Origin of the sequence: Flavobacterium sp. 102 (assembly GCF_003634615.1) — a bacterium.
In the GTDB taxonomy this organism is placed as follows: Bacteria; Bacteroidota; Bacteroidia; order Flavobacteriales; family Flavobacteriaceae; genus Flavobacterium.
In genome coordinates, this window is record NZ_RBKX01000001.1 from 3,281,921 (window position 1) to 3,302,303 (window position 20,383).

The 20,383-nt window shown below is 35.8% G+C and carries 15 protein-coding genes and 1 pseudogene; 15 read left to right on the plus strand and 1 reads right to left on the minus strand.

Going from position 1 to position 20,383, the window contains the following annotated elements:
* Positions 1–2 precede the first annotated feature (2 nt).
* From C8C84_RS14510 to C8C84_RS14545, 8 genes are all read left to right on the plus strand, one after another.
* Positions 3–353, plus strand: a complete 351-nt coding sequence (locus C8C84_RS14510) for a hypothetical protein (RefSeq protein WP_121314334.1) — start codon at positions 3–5, stop codon at positions 351–353.
* 275 nt (positions 354–628) lie between these two features.
* Positions 629–1,087: an SRPBCC domain-containing protein gene (locus C8C84_RS14515; RefSeq protein WP_121314335.1), complete on the plus strand. Its 459-nt coding sequence runs from the start codon at positions 629–631 to the stop codon at positions 1,085–1,087.
* A gap of 123 nt (positions 1,088–1,210) precedes the next feature.
* Positions 1,211–2,182, plus strand: coding sequence for a hypothetical protein (locus C8C84_RS14520; RefSeq protein WP_147406871.1), 972 nt, complete (start codon positions 1,211–1,213; stop codon positions 2,180–2,182).
* Between the two features lie 372 nt (positions 2,183–2,554).
* Entirely contained in the window at positions 2,555–3,985 is a 1,431-nt protein-coding gene (locus C8C84_RS14525) for a hypothetical protein (protein WP_121314337.1), read from the plus strand.
* Between the two features lie 2 nt (positions 3,986–3,987).
* Positions 3,988–5,379, plus strand: coding sequence for a tetratricopeptide repeat protein (locus C8C84_RS14530; RefSeq protein WP_121314338.1), 1,392 nt, complete (start codon positions 3,988–3,990; stop codon positions 5,377–5,379).
* A gap of 27 nt (positions 5,380–5,406) precedes the next feature.
* On the plus strand, positions 5,407–6,315 hold the full coding sequence (locus tag C8C84_RS14535) for a hypothetical protein (protein ID WP_121314339.1): 909 nt from the start codon (positions 5,407–5,409) through the stop codon (positions 6,313–6,315).
* Between the two features lie 27 nt (positions 6,316–6,342).
* A complete protein-coding gene (locus C8C84_RS14540) occupies positions 6,343–7,311 on the plus strand; it encodes a hypothetical protein (protein ID WP_121314340.1) in 969 nt (322 codons plus the stop codon).
* Positions 7,312–7,316: 5 nt separating this feature from the next.
* Positions 7,317–7,991 carry a hypothetical protein gene (locus C8C84_RS14545; RefSeq protein WP_121314341.1) on the plus strand — a complete coding sequence of 225 codons (675 nt, stop codon included), beginning with the start codon at positions 7,317–7,319 and terminating at the stop codon, positions 7,989–7,991.
* A gap of 240 nt (positions 7,992–8,231) precedes the next feature.
* On the opposite strand, the gene C8C84_RS14550 is transcribed toward C8C84_RS14545, so the two are convergent.
* Positions 8,232–11,792, minus strand: coding sequence for a T9SS type A sorting domain-containing protein (locus C8C84_RS14550; RefSeq protein ID WP_121314342.1), 3,561 nt, complete (start codon positions 11,790–11,792; stop codon positions 8,232–8,234).
* A gap of 673 nt (positions 11,793–12,465) precedes the next feature.
* Here C8C84_RS14550 and C8C84_RS14560 point away from each other — a divergent pair.
* The 7 genes and pseudogenes from C8C84_RS14560 to C8C84_RS14585 all read left to right on the plus strand — a co-directional run bounded on the left by C8C84_RS14560 (position 12,466) and on the right by C8C84_RS14585 (position 20,376).
* Positions 12,466–13,098: a hypothetical protein gene (locus tag C8C84_RS14560; RefSeq protein WP_121314344.1), complete on the plus strand. Its 633-nt coding sequence runs from the start codon at positions 12,466–12,468 to the stop codon at positions 13,096–13,098.
* Between the two features lie 217 nt (positions 13,099–13,315).
* Positions 13,316–16,195, plus strand: coding sequence for a DNA methyltransferase (locus C8C84_RS14565; protein WP_121314345.1), 2,880 nt, complete (start codon positions 13,316–13,318; stop codon positions 16,193–16,195).
* A gap of 3 nt (positions 16,196–16,198) precedes the next feature.
* Positions 16,199–16,765, plus strand: coding sequence for a hypothetical protein (locus C8C84_RS14570; RefSeq protein WP_121314346.1), 567 nt, complete (start codon positions 16,199–16,201; stop codon positions 16,763–16,765).
* Positions 16,766–16,768: 3 nt separating this feature from the next.
* A complete protein-coding gene (locus tag C8C84_RS17245; RefSeq protein WP_255415821.1) occupies positions 16,769–16,894 on the plus strand; it encodes a hypothetical protein in 126 nt (41 codons plus the stop codon).
* A gap of 675 nt (positions 16,895–17,569) precedes the next feature.
* A complete protein-coding gene (locus tag C8C84_RS14575; protein ID WP_147406872.1) occupies positions 17,570–18,958 on the plus strand; it encodes a hypothetical protein in 1,389 nt (462 codons plus the stop codon).
* A gap of 11 nt (positions 18,959–18,969) precedes the next feature.
* Positions 18,970–19,569 (plus strand): DUF6705 family protein, encoded by a 600-nt coding sequence (locus C8C84_RS14580; protein WP_121314348.1) that lies wholly within the window; start codon positions 18,970–18,972, stop codon positions 19,567–19,569.
* A gap of 397 nt (positions 19,570–19,966) precedes the next feature.
* A pseudogene (locus tag C8C84_RS14585) lies at positions 19,967–20,376 on the plus strand (helix-turn-helix domain-containing protein).
* Positions 20,377–20,383 lie beyond the last annotated feature (7 nt).

Here is a 20,383-nt window from a genome sequence, read left to right on the forward strand (position 1 = left end):
TCATGGGACTATTTAACAACCGAGAAAAGAAACTCATTGAGGAACTTCACCAAAAAAGCGAAAGCCACCACAAAGAGATCAGCAAAGAAATTGAGGACCTGTTAGAAGACCTAACTACTGAGTATGACGAGAACCAAGAAGTAGTAAGTGAGTTCTCTTATTTTGTAGAAGAACTGCAAACCAAGTTAAGCCCGGAAGATGCGCAACGACTCCAAGACTTCACCTCTCGCCTAACGAAAGTAAAGCGATGCGCTAAGAAAGGCGTTGAAGCCATGCGCGAACTAGCACGAGACCAACGAAAGATTAGCCGGGAAACCAGTTTAGAATATCAAGAATATTATTATATGCGATAATGTAAAGCCTCTTTTTTAAGGGGCTTTTTTTCTTTTGGTTTGCTTGTAGGTTGGGTTTTGTAGTGATTTTGTACTCTTTTTTATATATTTGATATGGGAGAAAGTAAGCTTCTTGCCTGCATATTGATAATGAAAAGGTAGATATATCTGTAAGCTATTTAAACATCACTTTACAGAAAGACCTTGCAGGCATTTGGCAGACTGCGGAAAACAACATAAGTTAATAAATATGGAAATATCGAACTGATTTAAACTTTTTAAAAATAAAGGAAGCCATGCAAAAATTACAATTTAAAAAAGAAATAAACGCATCAGCTCAAAAAGTATATGAAACGATGCTGGGCTTAAAGAACAAAGCCACTTACGAATATTGGACAGCAACTTTTAACCCTACTTCCAGTTACGAGGGTAGCTGGAACAAAGGAAGCAAAATACTTTTTGTGGGGACAGATGAAAATGGTAAAAAAGGAGGAATGGTTTCTGAAATTGTAGAACACAAGCCTGCCCATTTTATTTCCATTCGGCATTACGGATTTTTGGACGGAGATACCGAAGTAACCACAGGTGAACAAGTAGAAAAATGGGCAGGCGGACACGAAAATTACAGCTTTCACGAACATAATGGCATTACAACAATTACTGTGGAGATGGATAGTATTGATGACTATTTGGAGTACTTCAATAACACTTATCCAAAAGCATTGGAAAAATTAAAAGAAATTTCAGAACAGTAAAAAGAACAATTGATACTGATAATAAAACTACACCTAACAGCCGTTCGCAAGCAACTGTTCCAACCTTTCATCCATCAACAACCTTAAACCCAAACTTAACTCACAACAAAAATGACACTTAAAATGCGACATATAATCATAGCGTTGTTTTTTTCGCTTTTCGGCACTATTTTGTTTGCACAAAATTCTCAGACAGACTACATCAAGAAAGACAGTATAATTATTATTGAAAAACAGCCCGATAAAGGATTTTACAACGATTATATTCTATTTATTCCGAAAGGAACTAAACTGAACAAAAAGACATTCCTACTTGTAGAACCTAACAACACGGGTAAATTAACAGACAGCATTGAAATTCATAAAAAACATGCTATCGACTTAGCCTCTGTAAGTTCCGTAGGGAATAATATCTCTACTGAGTTAAGAATACCTTTACTCGTCCCCATTTTTCCAAGACCGGCATCAAAACCATTGACTTATACCCACGCCTTAGACAGAGATGTTATACTAGAACAATCAACCAATTTGAAACGACTCGACTTGCAGTTGTTGGAAATGATAAATGATTCCAAAAAAGTTTTAAAGGCATTGCAAATTGAAGTAGAAGATAAATTTTTTATGAGCGGTTTTTCAGCTTCTGCGACTTTTACCAATCGTTTTTCATTTTTACATCCTAACAAAATACAAGCATTAGCCATCGGTGGGTTTAACGGAGAACTAATGCTTCCGCAAAATGAAATCAACGGCAATAAACTCAACTATCCGCTGGGAACGAATGATTATGAAAAAATAGTCCAGCAAAAATTTGACTTTAAAACCTACCAATCAATTCCTCAAATGATCTACATGGGTGCATTAGATGATAACGATGCGGTGCAATTTGATGATGCATACAGCAAAAAAGAACGAAAAATAATCAATGACAACATCGGGGCAACCGTACAAAAAAGATATGTAGCCTGTCAAGATTTCTATTTGAAGTCTAACATCAATGTCACCTTTAAAACATATGAAAATGTGGGACACTGGACTACCTCAAATATGAATCTGGAAGTTATTAAATTCTTCTTAGGCCAAATGAATGCAAAATAGAAAACTACCGCTAACCACAGTTTCAAGTAATAACCCATTCTGTCTTCCTAAACCAAAAAAACTACTACCTAGAAGTTTAACTATCTCTAGAATTGAATAACATCCTACTACTTCATCCCCGGAAAGGTTTTAATCTTCACCCGAAAAGTATTTTTGTAATTTCAACAAGCTTTTTCACTCAAAATCCTCTAACACCAAAGTGAGCCTCTTTCCCATCACTTCCAATCTCCTTCCCACAACTCTCCTAACAACATTCATTTTAAGTTAATTTTTTGATGAAATAACTCTCTTTTTATATATTTGAAAAATAGATAATTTTTAAAAAAAAGCAGAATTCAAGTACACAATCAACTCAAATACAGTCATAAAATAATGAAATCAAGAAATCTATTAAAACTGTCACTTTTGTTTATTGGAATCTTATTATCCGGTAACTTCATTTTTGCGCAAACCAAGACAGAAAAAGAAACTTTAAGCATTGATACGGACCATGCTGCTATAACCATGGAAGCTAAAAAAGTTGGTTCTTATCTAGAAGTAAGAGTGTATAACAATCACAATATTACTTATAACATAACCTTTTCTACTGAGGTAACCTTAAGAGGAAACAAAGGTGAGATAACGAAAACACTCCAAACATCCGGCGAAGTAGCACCTAACAAAAGTAATTATGCTTATGCCCATATTGGCGAAGCTGATCCGGCCACTACTACTTATTTCTCCTTAGAAAATGCTAGAAATATTAATTTCTCCGCAAAACCCATCAATACACAAGCAGCGCAAGAAAGCACCACTAACAATCATCAAAACACTAACACCACCACCACAGCCAACAGCGACCCAAGACCCGGAGCCAATGCATCAGTACAAGAACTGGCCGCCTGGCAAAAAAGACAATATGCTAACACCTCCAGAACTTCAAACAATACAAGTCAAAATAATTATACTAGTAACAACACTGCTACATCTACCCAAAACACCTCAAACAACGGAGTAACCCAAGCAGACCTTAATGATTTATTAGAACGAAACAGACAAGAAAGCAACAGAATTTTAGGCCTGTCTCCCTCTACTGCCAATAAAACAGCAGAACAAACAGCCGGTGACGGAATAATGGGAATAGCTGATGCCTGGGTCAAATCTCGACAAGAACGAGAAGAACGGGAAGAACGTGAAGAAGAAAAAAAACGCATAAGAGCAGAAAACGAAAGAATTGAAAGAGATGAAAGGCTAAGAAAAATCAGCAACCGAAGTATCATTATCAATAAATACCAACCCAAAGAAATCCCACTATCTTCCAGGGAAAAAGCTCCTAAGCTCTTTTACTTTATCTATGCCTTTGATAACGCTAATTTAAACCAAGAATATGGTGCCGCGGTTTATGTGTCTAACGTATTCGAAATAGGCACTTTTAATGATGGAACCAGAGCTTATACCTCAACCGTCAAAAAAGAAATTGAATTCCTAACCAAATACACCGAAACACTACATGGTTATTATTACACCGCCGATGAAGCCGAGAAGCTCCGTCAGTCTTTTATTTCTTTGCTGCAAGATAATGGTGTAGCCATTTACAATATTAGCTACAAAGGAAAGCCAAGCACTAAAAAAGACAATGCAAACTCGGAAACCAATAAAAAACCCGACTCCAAATATGGAAAATCCATTATTATAAACGACCAAAATTTAGCTCCGGCAAAAATAAACACTTCTAAACCAACAGAAGTACCAAAAAGAAACATCGAAAAAGCAGAAGAAGAAAAGAAAAAAAGCAAATACGGTAAAACCATTAAAATAGAGTAATCATGAAACAATTAATTATATTTTTTTTAGTTTGTTGCAATCTAGTAACTTTCGCTCAAGGCGGTGCTCTGGCAGACCTTAAATTTGAAGAAGTCGAAATAGCCTTCAACAAACAAGATTATGAAACCACAATTAAAAAACTAGATGAGTTTGATAAGGTTTTTGGCTCGGTTACTTCAAAGTCTTTGTATTTGAGAATTGTTTCGCAGGACATCATACACGATTATTATGATATTAAATCTCCAATTCTTATAAATCTCAGTAAAAATACGAATGCTTATTTAAAAGCGTTTCAGGACGGCGAATTAGACGATAGGTATAGAGAGGTTTATGCGATATCTGAAAGAGTGAGTAAAGCTTTAGAAGTAAAAAAATGGAAAGAAGCTTCTGAATATTTAAAAGGTGTGAACGCGTATGACAGGAAAGCCTATGACGAAGCCATTAACTGGTTTAAAAAAGCAGAGCTAAACGGAAACCTTGCTGCAAAACATCATATTGGTTTAATTCAGTACACTCAAAAAAACGAAAAGGAAGCAATTGAGTACTACTATAAAGCTGCCAATGCTGGATACACGCCTGCAATGAGGATTATAGCTCGTATTTTAAATAGAGGAATTGATGGCATTCTAGTTAAAAGCCAAAGAGAATCATTAGAATGGTTTTTAAAAGCCGCTGAGAATGGCGATTCGGAAGCAAATTATTACGTAGGGGCAATGTACTATTATGGCGAAGGTGCTGAAATTAATAAACCAGAAGCTTATAAATGGTATTTAAAGGCAACCTATAAGGGTAATGCTGACGCAATGGAAGCGATTGCAATGCAATATCATTCAGGCCAAGGAGTAACTCAGGATTTTGAAAAAGCTATGTATTGGTATAAAAAAGCACTAGATAAAGGTAAAACGCCTTACAATAATATTGGTGCACTTTACTATAGTGGTAGCGGCGTTTCTAAAGATTATGCTGTAGCATTAAGTTGGTATGCAAAAGCGGCAAACGCTGGCGACATGAGAGCATCAAATAATGTTGGGGAAATGTATTTAAATGGAGAAGGTGTTGAAAAAAATTATGACGAAGCGTTGAATTGGTTTAAAAAAGCACTTGAGAGCAACTCAACGGAACATAAGGAAAGAGCTAAAAAAGGAATAGGAACCTGTTATTATGAACTTGGGAATGATTTTTTTAATAAGCATGATTATACAAACGCCCTTGAGAATTATAAAAATGCTTTTTCATATGATAAAATAAGTGCTAAATATAAAATTGCCGAAATGTATCGTAATGGTTTTGGCGTTGAAAAAAATAAAAAGACCGCAAAAGAATGGGAAAATAAAATGGGTACAAAAATGGAAATGACAAATTCTTTAATGGAGAGCCTAATTAAAAAAGATTAAATTTCGGTATACCTTTAAAATTAAATCATGAAAAATATAGCTAGTACAATATTTTTATTCCTATCCATCTTAACTTTCGCACAAGAAAGCGCCTTAGCCGATCTTAAATTCGAAGAAGCAGAAATAGCCTTCAACAACAAAAACTACTCCTTAGCCCTTAACAAAGTAGACGAGTTTGATAAACTACTCGGAACCATTTCAGATAAATCATTATACATCAGAATCATCTCTTTGCGCAAATTGTTCAATGACCAAAAACTCTGGGAAGACAAAGCGCAATCAGCATTACTCTTCTCACTCCAAAAATACACGGCTGCTTATGTAAATCAGGTGACCGATTTAGACGACAGATACCGCGAAGTATATGACATAAGCCAAGAATTAAAATTTCTTCCTAAAACCGAAGCAGACTATAAAGTCGGCTTGCTAGATCTCAATATAGCCTCCGGAGAATACTTCGCAAAAGTTAAAAATGCAACTTGCGAATACTATAAAAACAACAATAGAAAAATGATTTATGAATGGAAAGGAGTTTGCGAAAACGGCTTTGTTTCGGGTGATGGTATTCTAACGGGTTACTACTTAGGCACCAAAGAAGTGTCTTATCAGTACACTGGAAAAATGAAAGAAGGAAAAGAAAATGGCATCGGTACAGCATTTTGGTATAACTACGAACAAGGGCAAGCGAAGTACGAAGGAAATTTTGTTAATGGTTCTTTAGAAGGATACGGTGTCTATGAAAACTATAATGTAAAAGCAAGCGGATTATTTAAAGACAATGCCCCTAACGGAGAAGGCAAATTCCTTTTCAAAAGCTCAAACACCGAGTTCAGCGGAATTTTACAAAACGGAAAGCCTTATAACGGCAAACTCGTCAACTTAAACTCCGGTAAAGTCACCCGAATTTATACCAATGGTACTTATCAAGAACAATAACAGAACATCATTTTTCAATAACCTCGCATGAAAAAAATATTTCTATCCTTCCTCTTTCTTAGTATTCAAAGTGCAATGGCTCAAAACGCTATCGCCGATCTTAAATTTGAAGAAGCAGAAACAGCCTTCAACCACCAAAACTACACAGTCACTCTTGACAAACTTGATGAGTTTGATAAAGCCTATGGTACTTTAGCCTCTAAATCACTTTATCTTAGAATTGTTTGTCAAGATAAATTGCTCAATAAAGACATCCTATTTGAAAGCGAAGAACAGTTTGCCTTAATGGCTGCCTTGCGTAAAAATACTACTGCCTATATAAAAGCCATGGAAAGCGAAGAACTCGACGATAAATTTCGGGAAGTATATAGCATTAACGAAAATCTTACTACATACCCTGAAACCCTCAAAGAGTATAAAGAAGCATTAATACAACTTGAGCAAGCCAGTACTATTGATGATTTTGTAAACGTTAAAAACACTACTAACTGTAAATACTTTAAAGACGATAAAAAAAAAGTCATTTACACATGGGAAAGCTCATGCGAAAACGGATTTTTATCGGGCAAAGGTATTTTAACCGGCTATTTTTTAGGCACTAAAGTTGTGTATTCCCGAACGGAAGGTTATTTTGCCAACGGAAGAGAAGAAGGTTACTGCACGGTAACCTGGCAAAACGGAAATAAATTTCAAGGCAATTTCAGCAAGGGCAAAAAAGAAGGTCATGGAGTACTAACCGGCCCTAAAGTAAACTATACAGGCAATTGGATAAATGATAAACTCGGAGGGTATGGAAAATACAGTGATTCCCAAAAAGTAACTATTGAAGGACAATTCAAAGACGGCAAACCCAGCGGACAAGTTATCATCATAAAAAACAAAAACAACACCAAATACGAAGGAACTTATTATAACGACAAACCTGATACCGGCCGTTGGACAGACAAAAACTCAGGTCGTATACTTGAAGAATACATCAACGGAATTTTACAATAACAACCATGAAAAAACTATTTATAACACTACTCCTGCTTACTGCCCAAATCACTTTGGCGCAAAACGCCATGGCCGACCTTAAATTTGAAGAAGCTGAAACAGCCTTTAACAATCAAAACTATACAACTACTATTAAACATCTCGACGAGTTTGATAAACTATATGGTTCAATTACCGCTAAATCATTATACCTTCGAATTGTATCTCAAGACAAACTATTTGAGCCTTCAAAACTTTACGAAAAACAAGATCAATTTACCTTACTCACGTCTCTACGTAAAAATGCGAGTGCCTATCTAAAAGCCATGGAAAGCGAAGGGCTCGATGACCGATACCGCGAAGTTTACACCATCAATCAAAAACTCCAACAATACCCACAAGACAAAGCTACTTTACAAGCAGAAATACAAGCCATCAATGACAATCTGAACAAATACGTCGGTATTTACAACTCAGACCCCATGTATGCCCTGCAAGTTGAAATCACAAAACAAGGCAATACTTTATTCACAGAACTTTTAAACAAAACAGGACCCAAATCAGAAAAACAACCCCTAAAGTTTGTCCGAAAAGACGAATACATCATTGAAGTGTCAAACACCTCACTTAAATTCAACCCAGCAAACGCTTCCTTCACCATGAATCTACAAGGAATAGAATTTGTTCTCAAAAAACAATAACCATAAAACGCATCACCAACAACCGCTTTCAATTTTTTTGAACGGTATACATAAAAACCATGCCTTCATCTTAAGATAAGGTTTCTCTTGGCACGAGATGGTTTTGAAAAGCGCGAAAAAGATATTTTCAGGGTTTATAATGGGCTTATCTTTCCCTTTGTTGGTAATATAAAGATGTGCAGAAAATCAGTCCTCAATTAAGCTTATGCAAGTTGAAAATACAATAAAACTTAATCGCTACTACTTCTTAACAATCATTTTGGTAAACGTTGCTCCTGAGACGACATCCTTCAAAGTCATTAGATAAACACCCTGATTCAAAGAAGAAATATCAATTCTGTTAGCGTCTTTAACCGAAAGCACCAATTGCCCCAAGTGATTATAAAGATCAATGGTCGCAATAGGAACCTCAGAAACAATATTCAAAACGCCATTGGTAGGATTAGGATAAACAGACACCTTATTAGCACCAAAATCTACCACAGACAACGTTTGAACAAATTCAGTCGAGGCAGTATTGGTAATAATAGGAGGATTAAAATCAAAATAAATACCCGCAGTCGCGTTGATAACATCACCCAAGACTACATTGCTCTTTGGTTTAATTTTAAAAGCGACAAAGCCATGAGAGTTGGGTTCATCATTAGTGCTGTCGGGTAAATTAATGTTGTTAAACACAAAACTCACTTCGCTACCGTTACGAATGGTAACGTTACCGTCATGGCTCAAGCTTTCCAATTGCATCGTGGTCCAATCTAGTTTGCTATCCAAAACATGGTCTACACGAACATTAACTGCCTCGGCAGTACCGGTGTTTTGAAAACGGATCAGGTAGTGTAGGTATTCATCGGCATCTTCTATCAGCACTTGGTCACCTTCAATACAAGTAATATCATTAGGGTCATAGGCACCTTCTGCGGTTATTTTACCGGAAAATACATTGTCGTTTTCAGTATTGTCTCCTGTTATCGGGTTTATGGTTGCGGTAATGGTTAATACATCACCAATATTGGTCGTAGGTGGCGCAAAGACATTAAAATACAAGTCGATGATTCTGTATTCAAAAGGATAAATACCGGTAAAATTAAAGGTCAAACTGTTAGAGGTTTGAGAAGATACTGTTTCGCTTGCATTGAGGAAGCTTAATTTCGTACCATCAAACTCAAAAACAACAGAACCACTCAAGAGCGTCAGACCTGCATTTCTATAGACTATACGATAGTTAGTATCAAATCCCGGTCTTGTTCGGGTGATAGGATAAAAACTCACCGCTAAATCATCGATATCACCAATAGGTTCTACACAAAAATTGACTACGTCATTATTACCCAACCCTGTGAAGTTAGACACAAAAGTGGCCGGACTTGGGGTGTAATAATCGGCTTCAGAGGCAACTCTTGTGGTTACACTCCCTACTCCGGTTGTATAAATCTGAAACTGTCCGTTTTCCTGCGTAAACGTAGCATTGGTCGTTGTGTTGTCTGTAGCAACTACTAAAATGCCGCTCAACAACGGATCGGTTCCGTCGCAACCATCGTTTAGCAAATCAAAACGCACGGAACCACTAATACTATTCGCAGGCAGTACGCCTAAATTCTTATGCCATGAAATCTTATCCACTTCAGAGATAGAGACAATATCGAGGGTGTTATTGTTATCAATATCAGCAGCATATAAGTTGTTCGGGCTGATGATTGTTTGCGAAATAATCTGTTGTGTGTTGGCAAAAGCTCCTTGACCGTCTGTATTTTCATACCATGCTATCAGATAGTTATTGCCGGCAGAGGATGAGGCTATATCTATATCACCATCATTATCAAAATCGCCCACAATGACACTTTTAGGATAAGAAAAAAGCGTGCTTACGATTTGAATTGGACCAAAGCTTCCTAAACCATTCAAATTTTTAGACCAACCCAAATAAGAGTTGGAAGAGGTTTGACCAATATCCCCAATGTATACCAAATCCTTATCGCCATCGCCATCAAAGTCGGCTATTTTAGTTGAGTAGGCTTTATAATTACTGGTCTCAATAAGTTGTCTGGTGCCGAAGGTTCCCTGACCATTGAGGTTCAGAAAACGCATCATGCCATAGCTTCCCGCTACGGAAATATCTAAATCACCATCGCCATCCAAATCACCAAAATCGATATCATACATGGTGAAATTAGCAATGTTGTCTATCGTTTGTTGCGGACCAAAGCTCCCTAGCCCAAGGTTCTTGTACCATGCAATTCTGGTGGTTCCCAACGCAAACACATCCATATCTCCATCACTGTCAATATCTGAAAGGTACACCCTAGAGGAATTATACAAGTTCGTATCAATAAATTGTGGCGCGGCAAAGGTGCCCAATCCATCCGTGTTTTTATACCACACCACCGCATTATCTAAATAAGCCGTAGCCAACACATCCTTAAACCCATCGCCATCTACATCGCCAACAAACACCGAAGTCGCACCATTAATCGTAGTAGATATAATGGTTTGCGAATTATGAAAATTGCCTTGACCGTCTAAATTTTTGAACCATGATATTTTATCATCCCAGTAAGAAGCCGCAATAATGTCTTTATTGCCATCGCCATCAATATCTTCAGCCACGACAATACGACCACCATCAATGTGCTTGGTTAGGATATCAGGAGCGAAAGCGCCTGTGCCATCAGTATTTTTATACAACGTAATGTTGTTGTCCGTATTGGTTGCTGTCAGAAAATCTAAATCGCCATCGCCATCCATATCAGCAAAATAAATATCACGTATGTCTCCGGAATTTGGCCCAATGAAGATTTCACTACTGAAATTGCCCGTGCCATCTACATTTTTGAACCAACCGATGGTTTTATCGTCATTAGACCCAAAAATCACATCCTTATCTCCATCACCATCTGCATCCGCTATGCGAACCACCATGGCGCCATCTGCTGTTAAAGACAGCACTTGTTGTGCCCCAAAAGTACCCAAGCCGTCTAAGTTTTCATACCACGCAATTTTATCGTCAGTGGCTGATGCTGATACTACATCCATATCACCATCGCCATCTAAATCGCCGGCATATACCGAAGTAACATAGTTTACTGCTGTCGATATTACTATGCGAGTGCTAAAGGTTCCCAAACCATTATTGTTGTTTTTATACCATGAAACACCGTGAGAACCCGATGATGATGCGTAAGAAGACACTATATCCTTGGCGCCATCGCCATCAAGGTCGGCCAGATAAAAACCCGGAACACCGGAAGCATTGGCATCCACATTTACGGTTGAGCTAAAAGTTCCTAAGCCATCGCTGTTTTTCAACCATCTTAACTTACTATCGCTGGCAGAGGACCACACCAAATCTAAATCGCCATCATTGTCGATATCTGCCGCCATCACTTTGTTGACCAATGTGGCAAACAAAGCCTGTTTCATTACAAACGTACCGTTGCCATCGGTGTTTTCATACCACACCACGTTATTGCCTCCTAGGGAAGCAGCCACCACGTCTATATCGCCATCATCATCAATATCGGCGGCACAAACGCCCCATGGCGCCTGAATGGTTGTTGAAATAGACCGCAGCGTTACTTCATGACCGGTACCATCAAGATTCTCTAACCATACTAATCGGTTGCCAAAGTATGACGAGGCCAAGACATCTTGGTCGCCATCGCCATCAAAATCGGCAGAGGCTACCCCATTAGGCGATTGCACATAGCGCGAAGGGTCTATAACCACATTTTCGACAAACCCGACTTGAGCCTTTGCCAATAGAGCAGAGAATAGTATTAATGAGAAGGTAATTTTTAATTTCATGGCGTTCTTTTTAAAGATTTACAAACTTAAACAATTATCAATCAGTAGCAAGTGCTAATTTAGGATTTGGGATTTAAGGGTTCGCTTGAGCGAGAACGCCATTGGTAAGGTTAGGATATGACGTTACATAGGCGCGCGGACGCCTTACTCAGGTGCGCGGCCCTTGTGCAAGCGCAGGATATAGGTTTTGACAAGCGCGCGGATGCTTTTGTTAAGTGCGCGGACGCTTCTGTTAGGCACGCGAAAGACTTTGACAAGTGCGCGGACGGGTTTGACAAGCACGCGAAGGACTTTGACAAGCGTGCGGACTGTTTTGACAAGCGCGCACTCCTTTGGCAAGCGCAGGATATTAGGTATTTAACGGTTTGGAATGGGAGTATTTTACCTTTTATCGGCTTTTTTTTCCTTTGGTCTGCTTGTGGGTTTGGTTTTGTAGTGGTTTTGCACGCTTTATATATATTTGAGTAAGAAAATATAGCTCTTAAGCATCTATTTAGTTATCATATATATAGGTACATCATCAGCTACAGTAGAGGACATTGCTAACTTTGAATATTTAGATTTAAACAAACAGGCAATTTTAAACTATTGATGTCCGACCTAACAATAACCTAATCCTAACAACTCACAAGAATGTAGAAAAGTTGTAAATAACATTATAAAATAGTAGTTTATGGAAGAGATACTTAATGGGTTTATCAAGCCCATCATCAAACAACCCTCATATATTATTCTAGGTTCTATAATTGGGGCTTTCGGAATGGTTAATGTTCTGGATTCTATTATATTTGCTTTTCTCAAACAACCTTGGTCTCTTATTCCTGTTTGGTTCAGAGAGCTTCTTTTGGTATTTCGAGCTATTCTTCATCCTATGTTTGATTTTTTACTTGGTTGGTTGTCAATTGAACTAGCGGGAGTATGGAAAGATTATTTATCCATGGGAATAATTGTTATGTTCATGCGCGTTAGGTCAACCTCTGTAATCACGGAAGGAATCAAAAAAGAAACCCTGAATTCCTATAAACAGAAAGTACTCCATAAAGAAATAGTGCTCACCAAGAATTCGAACCGTTTTACATGGTTTTTGTTTTACTCAAGCCGCTTGGCTTATGCTCTATTACTATGGCCTGAAAAACTCTTTGGAGCCATGATGCGTTTTTGTACTGGTAATAAGAAAATAGTTGCAGAAGGTTCTCAAGTAAAAGAAGTAGTTCAATCTCAATATGTGGTATTCTTTTCGAGCGTATTTTGGTTTTTAATTATTCTTGTGTTATTTGCCATTTTCAAAGCCGCAAGCATCTCATAGAAACTTTAAGTTGTGCATTATCAGAAAAGCACGACAGCTGCTAACATTATGCTTTTGCTTCCACTGTCACCCTGAGCTCGCCTGTCCTGAGCCCAACGAAGGGTCAAAGGCCTTTTCATAAGAATTTTATGTTAATAACTTAACTAAAAACCACTACTCTTGAGGATTGTTTGCCCTTGACTAATTTTGTAAGTTTGAGAGATTACAAAATAAAACTATGGCATTAAGTTGGAATGAGATAAAAGACCGAGCGATTAAATTTTCTAAAGAATGGGCTGACACTGCTAATGAAGAAGCAGATGCAAAACCTTTTTTAGATGCGTTCTTTGATGTCTTTGGTATTACCCGAAAAAAAATAGGAACATTTGAACACCGTGTCAAAAAAATTTCTGATGCCGATGGTTATATTGACCTGCTATGGAAAGGCACCATTTTAGTGGAAATGAAGAGCCGCGGCAAAAACCTTGACAAAGCTTTTATACAAGCCAAAGATTATACCCACGGACTAAAACAAAACGAACTTCCTAAGTACATCTTGGTTTGCGATTTTGATATTTTCCGCTTGTATGACACCGAAGAACAAAAAACAACCGAGTTCAAACTCGCTGACCTTTACCTAAACGTGCAAAGCTTTGGTTACTTACTTGGTTACCAAAAGAAAGTTTACAAAGAACAAGACCCTGCCAATATCAAAGCGGCGGAGCTGATGGGCAAACTCCATGACCGATTAGAAGAAATAGGTTATGACGGTCATCCGCTAGAAGTGTACTTAGTCCGAATTCTTTTTTGTCTTTTTGCCGAAGACACCACCATATTCAACAAGCAACAATTTCAAGATTATATAGAACAACGAACTGCCGATGATGGTTCAGACCTTGCCGCCCGCATACAAGAACTCTTTCAAGTACTCAACACTCCTATTGACAAACGATTTAAAAATCTTGATGAGCAACTCAATGAGTTTCCTTATGTGAATGGCAAACTGTTTGAAGAGGTATTGCCCTCAGCCAGTTTTGATACTAAGATGCGACAAGCTTTGCTTGACTGTTGCTATATTGATTGGAGTAAAATATCGCCTGCCATCTTTGGATCTATGTTTCAAAGTGTAATGAACCCTAAAGAGCGCCGAAACTTGGGTGCGCATTACACCAGCGAGACCAACATATTAAAACTCATCAAACCTTTGTTTCTTGATGACCTTTGGACAGAGTTTAAAAGCATTAAAACCAACAAAAACAAACTAGCCGAGTTTCACAAACGCATTAGCACTTTAAAGTTCCTTGACCCGGCTTGTGGTTGTGGAAATTTCTTAGTAATTACCTATAGAGAATTGCGTTTGCTAGAACTTGAAATCCTCCGCGCTACCTACAAATCTGGGCAAGGCGTTTTAGACGTTCGCGAGATTATGTATCTCGATGTCGATATGATGTATGGCATAGAGTATGAAGAATTCCCTGCTCGTATTGCCGAAGTAGCCATGTGGCTCATTGACCATCAAATGAACATGATGATAAGCAATGAGTTTGGGCAATACTTTGTACGACTGCCGTTAAAAAAAGCCGCTAAGATTGTGCATGGTAATGCGCTAAGAATTGATTGGAATAATTTAGATGATGCAACACATTTTAACATTAAAGCTAATGTTACCAATATTTATAATGTAAATGAACCTATTGAAACCTATGATGTATTAAACATTTATTCAAAAACAGTAAACGTAAATCCAGTTCATTCGTTGCAAAACTCTAATAGTGGTAAATGTTCATTTGATTATATCGTTGGTAATCCACCTTTTATTGGTAAAAAAGAACAAAATGCAAGTCAAAAAAATGATGTAGAAATTATTTTTAAAGGAATTAAAGGAACAGGTCTAATGGATTATGTTTCTTGTTGGTATGTAAAAGCTGCTCAGTTAATTCATAATACAAAAACCAAAGTTGCTTTTGTTTCAACAAACTCAATAACCCAAGGTGAGCAAGTAAATATTTTATGGAATTTGTTATTAAATTACTACCGTGTTAAAATACATTTTGCTCATAGAACATTTAGTTGGAGCAATGAAGCCAAAGGAAATGCAGCTGTTCATTGTGTAATTGTTGGTTTTGCCAATTTTGACACTAAAAACAAAACAATATATGAATATGAAGATATCAAAGGTGAATCTCATGCAATTAAAGTAAAAAACATAAATCCCTATTTAGTTGAAGCAAAAGATATCTTTATTGATTCCAAAAGGAATCCAATTTGTGTTGTTCCAGAAATAAATTATGGGAGTTTTGCTTTAGATGATGGTAAATATACTTTATCAGAGAAAGACCGTCAAGAAATAATTGCAGAAAATAAAAATTCAGAAACCCTTATTAAACCATTCATAGGAGGAAGAGAGTTACTACACTCTGAAAAGAGATATTGTTTATGGCTCTTTAATGTTAATCCAAATAAAATTAGAGAAAACTCTAAGATAATCGAAAGAGTCAATGCTGTCAAAAAATGGAGGGCAAATAGTGACAGAGTCACTACAAAGAAACTTTCAGAAACACCAACAGTATTTGCTGAAATAAGACAACCGAATTCAAATTATTTAGCTTTTCCAACTGTATCTTCAGTTAATAGGAAATATATTCCTATAGGATTTTTAGAACCAAATATTATTGCTTCAAACCAACTATATATTATACCAAATGCAACTCTTTTTCATTTCGGAGTATTAACATCTCTAATGCATATTAGTTGGATTAAAAATATTTGTGGTAGATTAAAGAGTGATTATAGATATTCAAGCTCTATAGTCTACAACAACTACCCATGGCCGGAAAACCCTACAGACAAACAAGTCAAAGCCATAGAAGAAAAAGCACAAGCTGTACTTGATGCTCGCGCGGCTTTTCCAAATAGTTCATTGGCTGATTTATATGACCCATTAACTATGCCGCCTGCCCTAGTCAAAGCCCACAATGAGTTAGACAAAGCGGTTGATACCGCTTATAGCAAACAAGCCTTTACCAGCGAAGCCAAGCGCATGGAGTTTCTGTTTGAATTATATGAAAAGTATACTGCGGATTTGTTTAGTAAGGAGAAGAAAGGGAAAAAGAATTAGTTTATGGGGAAAGAAGATAAAATTCAAAAAAAAGAAAACAAAAGATTAAAAAATGAATGGAATGCATTTAGAAATTCTGTTTATGAAACTAAATCTAAAAGTCAGGATGATTTTGAAAAATATATTAATATTATCGCAAGTGGTGGTTTAGCTATTACAATAGCTTTTTTTGATAAGATAGTTGATATTAAAATTGCTGAATACATAGCATTAATTATAATTGGCTGGATATTATTAGTTTTAACTTTGGTATCAAATTTAATTTCTCATTATATCTCAATTGACTATTCTCAAAAAACAATTAATGAAATTGATAATGAAGATTACGATAACGTTTTAAATAACGTTGGTAAAAGAATTAAAATAGTAAATCAGATAAATCTATTTTCAATAGGAAGTTTAATAGGCGGAATAACTTTTATAATTGTATTTGTAATTTTAAATGTATCTAATATGAATAATGACAAACCTACTCCAAAACCACAAACACCAAAACCATTAACAGAAGAAAAAGGAAGGCCAATAAATAATCCTCCTCAAAGTAAACCCTCTACAAATCCAAAAAAATAAAAAATGGAAAAGAATTCAAAAAAAGAAATGAAACATGTTGAAGTAAAAGCAGGTCGTACAATTCAAACTCCTTCAAATGCTTTAAAACCCAAAGTTACTCCGTCTCAAGACATAACAAAGAAAAAATAAATGTCGAAGTGTATTGAATGTGGTCAACACTTATCGTACAAGGTAGTTAATTATTCTTCTAATAACTATGGTGTCCTATTATGTATTAAGCATCAAGATTGGATTGAATACATTAGTACCATAACAACACAAGAAAGCTGGGCTTGGAAAATCAAACAAATTCGAATTAGTAATTTTAAAGTAAAAAAATAAACACTACTGTCAACAGCCGTTTCTCGCAATAGCTAAGTTGCTTAGTTACCTTGACGTTTTTTCTTCGCTAAAAAACTTTATCTTTAACAGTAAATAATCTGTTCCACAATTCGCAACTGTAGCAATCTGCGGCACGTTATAGGTAACCTTCACTACGATTGTAAAAAAAACATTGCTAACCATGTGATTGGTAACATTTTTCTATTATATTTGAATTAACAAATTTCAATTAATTTTATTAAGACAAATACCACTCCAAGTCTTAAGAAATAAATAACTAGACACTTTTTTGGTGTGCGTTATTCTTATATCTAGCCATTATAGTACAAATAGTATCGTTTTACTTCCCAGTAAAAGGAAGAAACTTTAATATGTAAACATGAAATAAAAAAACTAAAAAGAGAAAGCCACTACAAGACGTAATAGCTCTCACTGTCAAAAGAAACAATCTTCCAAAAAAGCTAAAATTAACATGTTAAAATTATGAAAAACATATTTAGAAAAATCTTAATTCCTTCAATGATTTGTATTTTGTGCATTATATCAAGTTGCGAAAAAGAGATTTATGAAAATCATCTTAAAAAAGAAGGGAAAAGTAGTGTGACATTCAGGGAATTTCTTTCTGAAACACAAATTAAAAATTTCAAAAAACAAATTAAATTAAAAAATAACCTAACTAATTCTCAAGCTAAGTTTGAAGAAATTCAAAGCTATTACATTATAGACACCACATTAGTAATGAAATACATAGACCCGAACTTAAATGAAAAATACACCTTTAAAATTGTGCCTGTAATTGAAATACCCGACCCAAATGAGCTATATAATTTAGTTTATAGTAAAGAAAATGATGTTTGGGAGTTTAGCATATACATTCTAGAAAAAAACGAAGCAATTATAGATTATTATGATTATGAAAGTTTAACTAAAATCTATGATAGTAACCAAGTAAATTTTACCCCAACTATGCTTTGTTTTAGTACCATTTATCACTGTACTCGAACAGGGAGTTGTACTGCCACATTCTGTGATCAATGTCTTTTGTGTACCACCCCTATAATTAATCCTTGTGATGATCCAAGCCTAGCAGTCGGATTATATGCAATACAAGACTTGTTTTTAGCAAACAATGGTCCAAGCGGAGGCGGCGGAAGTCCATTAACAGAACCATGCACTTCATTAAAAAATCTTGCAAATCCGCAGAGAGGAAATATAAAACCGTTAATTGATTCCCTAACACAAAAGGTAACCTCTCCAAATTCTAATAAAGAATTCGCTATAAGTTTTAAAAGAAACTCGAATCCAAATCCAACCTCTGAGGATGATGAAAATATTTACACCAACACACTAATAAACACTGGGCTAGAATCAACTGTGCCAATACCTTACGGTGATGAATACATTGGTGGCGCACATAATCATACTGAAAAAGGTCATGATATGTTTTCATTTAGCGATGTCAGAGTTTTAATGAAAGCCTATAATGGTGCGTCACTGGGTAGGAAATCAGATGTTGTATTAATACTAGTTTGTAAAGATAATTATACTGGGGTAGTACATAAATATGCTATAAAAGTTGATAATATTGATAGTTTAAATAATCAAGTATTTACAAAAATGAATGACGCAGATTATGCAGGTCTCCCCGAAATAGACATACTAGATAGGCTAAATAAAAAAATAGGTCAAAAATATGATAATAATTTACCTACGCTAGAAAAATGCTTTCTTCAACAATTTGGTGCGTTTGGCATATCTTTATATAAAACTGACAACGACGATTTATCAAATTGGCAAAAATTAGAGCTAGAATCAACAGGTAATCTTGGAACTGGAAATCAATTAAATGTAAAACACACACCTTGTAATTAAAAAATATAATCATGAAAAATATAGTCAAAATATTATACGTATTCATAATCGTAACTAGCTGTAAAGCTCAAGTAATTGACATTGCGCAGCAAACCGGAGATCAAATAACAGGAGCTTATTATAAAGATACGCAAAACTTATTGAACACATTTGAGGGAACTTATTTTTATACAGATGGATTAACCTCTCTAAAAATTATATTTCAAAAGAAAGTAATGTCTACGCCAGCAAATAACAGATTCTATGAAGATTTACTTATAGGTGAATACCAGTATGTTGAAAACGGAGTAGAAAAATCAAATACACTTTCTAATTTAAATACTAATTATTCAAACGGATGGAAATACAGCATAGATGGAAACTCAGTTATAGGTTTTGGAAACCCCGGATGTAACGAATGTTTATCAAATGAAAAAGCATTAAAATTAGGAATAGTTGAAGACTCAACCAATAATCAAGGTATTTTATATGTTAGAAAAACAATAATTCAAGGTCAACAAGCTATTGAAGTTACAGTTGAATGGGAAGGAATAAAAGCTAGGGATATAAATGATTCAGAAATACAACAACCAACAATACCTAGCCAAACTTTTATTTTAATAAAGCAATAATATCATTCGAAAAAATAAAATCAAGAACACCTTAAATTTTTAAACACTATGTCATCAACATCATAAGTAGACACGCAAAAAACATCAATAAAAAATAACCCTCTAAACAAAAACCACAACCGCCGGTAGCACTATGGCGCAACCAACAAGCAAACTAACTGCTAGCCCACTTAGGAAAAAGTGTTTAACATAGTTAATTATAAAGTTTTTAATTCGTGAAATCAATAGTGCTTTTTGAGGATTTTTAGTGTTAGAAGTTTGACTTGCGAGAAAAAGGGTTATTTTTGTTTAAAGCTATTGCCAAAACCAAAAGACACTAATAGGACAACAGTAAAATACTACCGTGATTAGTACTTAACCAAACGAGAAAACAACATCGATTGTATATATTTAGACTATGAATACAGCAACTAAACCCAAACACATTGGTCGCAACATCAGCCGCATCCGCGAACTCCGTCAAATGAAACAAGAAGTATTGGCGATGGCTATAGGTGTGAGCCAGCAAACTATTTCTACCATTGAAAACAGCGAAACTGTTGATGAAGAAAAGCTAAAACAAATTGCAGAAGCTTTAGAGTTAGTGCAGAAGCCATTAAAAATTTTACAGAAGAATCATTGATAAATATCATTAACAATACATTCTCAGACTTTAAAGATAATTCATCAGCCATTAATTATGGCTGTACCTTTAATCCTTTAGATAAAGTGATAGAACTTTATGATGAAAAAGAAAAACTTTATGAACGGTTATTACAAGTCGAAAAAGACAAAGTAAGCTACTTAGAAAAGTTGCTTAATAAATAAACCCATA

Bases quoted from the DNA above. Each gene is read 5' to 3' on its own strand.
- C8C84_RS14510 (WP_121314334.1), top strand. From the start codon at position 3: ATGGGACTATTTAACAACCGAGAAAAGAAACTCATTGAGGAACTTCAC.
- C8C84_RS14515 (WP_121314335.1), top strand. From the start codon at position 629: ATGCAAAAATTACAATTTAAAAAAGAAATAAACGCATCAGCTCAAAAA.
- C8C84_RS14520 (WP_147406871.1), top strand. From the start codon at position 1,211: ATGCGACATATAATCATAGCGTTGTTTTTTTCGCTTTTCGGCACTATT.
- C8C84_RS14525 (WP_121314337.1), top strand. From the start codon at position 2,555: ATGAAATCAAGAAATCTATTAAAACTGTCACTTTTGTTTATTGGAATC.
- C8C84_RS14530 (WP_121314338.1), top strand. From the start codon at position 3,988: ATGAAACAATTAATTATATTTTTTTTAGTTTGTTGCAATCTAGTAACT.
- C8C84_RS14535 (WP_121314339.1), top strand. From the start codon at position 5,407: ATGAAAAATATAGCTAGTACAATATTTTTATTCCTATCCATCTTAACT.
- C8C84_RS14540 (WP_121314340.1), top strand. From the start codon at position 6,343: ATGAAAAAAATATTTCTATCCTTCCTCTTTCTTAGTATTCAAAGTGCA.
- C8C84_RS14545 (WP_121314341.1), top strand. From the start codon at position 7,317: ATGAAAAAACTATTTATAACACTACTCCTGCTTACTGCCCAAATCACT.
- C8C84_RS14550 (WP_121314342.1), bottom strand. From the start codon at position 11,792: ATGAAATTAAAAATTACCTTCTCATTAATACTATTCTCTGCTCTATTG.
- C8C84_RS14560 (WP_121314344.1), top strand. From the start codon at position 12,466: ATGGAAGAGATACTTAATGGGTTTATCAAGCCCATCATCAAACAACCC.
- C8C84_RS14565 (WP_121314345.1), top strand. From the start codon at position 13,316: ATGGCATTAAGTTGGAATGAGATAAAAGACCGAGCGATTAAATTTTCT.
- C8C84_RS14570 (WP_121314346.1), top strand. From the start codon at position 16,199: ATGGGGAAAGAAGATAAAATTCAAAAAAAAGAAAACAAAAGATTAAAA.
- C8C84_RS17245 (WP_255415821.1), top strand. From the start codon at position 16,769: ATGGAAAAGAATTCAAAAAAAGAAATGAAACATGTTGAAGTAAAAGCA.
- C8C84_RS14575 (WP_147406872.1), top strand. From the start codon at position 17,570: ATGAAAAACATATTTAGAAAAATCTTAATTCCTTCAATGATTTGTATT.
- C8C84_RS14580 (WP_121314348.1), top strand. From the start codon at position 18,970: ATGAAAAATATAGTCAAAATATTATACGTATTCATAATCGTAACTAGC.